This window comes from Enterobacter cloacae complex sp. CDL013, from assembly GCF_049238805.1.
Classification (GTDB): Bacteria; Pseudomonadota; Gammaproteobacteria; order Enterobacterales; family Enterobacteriaceae; genus Enterobacter; species Enterobacter hormaechei_C.
In genome coordinates this window covers 1-594 of record NZ_JBMKGT010000019.1, presented here as the reverse complement: position 1 = coordinate 594, position 594 = coordinate 1, and the positions used below count along the sequence as shown (strand labels likewise).

General features: G+C 52.2%; 1 protein-coding gene. It reads left to right on the top strand.

The genetic code is table 11. The features are described from left to right. A partial coding sequence (locus tag ACOTXD_RS21695; RefSeq protein ID WP_045135604.1) for an EF-Tu/IF-2/RF-3 family GTPase occupies positions 1 to 594 on the top strand: 594 nt, incomplete at both ends.

The window sequence follows — 594 nt, the reverse complement described above, 5'->3', positions numbered from 1 at the left end:
CCTGGATTCTTACATCCCAGAACCAGAGCGTGCGATTGACAAGCCATTCCTGCTGCCAATCGAAGACGTATTCTCCATCTCCGGTCGTGGTACCGTTGTTACCGGTCGTGTAGAGCGCGGTATCATCAAAGTTGGTGAAGAAGTTGAAATCGTTGGTATCAAAGAGACTGCGAAGTCTACCTGTACTGGCGTTGAAATGTTCCGCAAACTGCTGGACGAAGGCCGTGCTGGTGAGAACGTTGGTGTTCTGCTGCGTGGTATCAAACGTGAAGAAATCGAACGTGGTCAGGTTCTGGCGAAGCCAGGCTCAATCAAGCCACACACCAAGTTCGAATCTGAAGTGTACATTCTGTCCAAAGACGAAGGCGGCCGTCATACTCCGTTCTTCAAAGGCTACCGTCCACAGTTCTACTTCCGTACAACTGACGTGACCGGTACCATCGAACTGCCAGAAGGCGTAGAGATGGTAATGCCAGGCGACAACATCAAGATGGTTGTGACTCTGATCCACCCAATCGCGATGGACGACGGTCTGCGTTTCGCAATCCGTGAAGGCGGCCGTACCGTTGGCGCGGGCGTTGTTGCTAAAGTTCT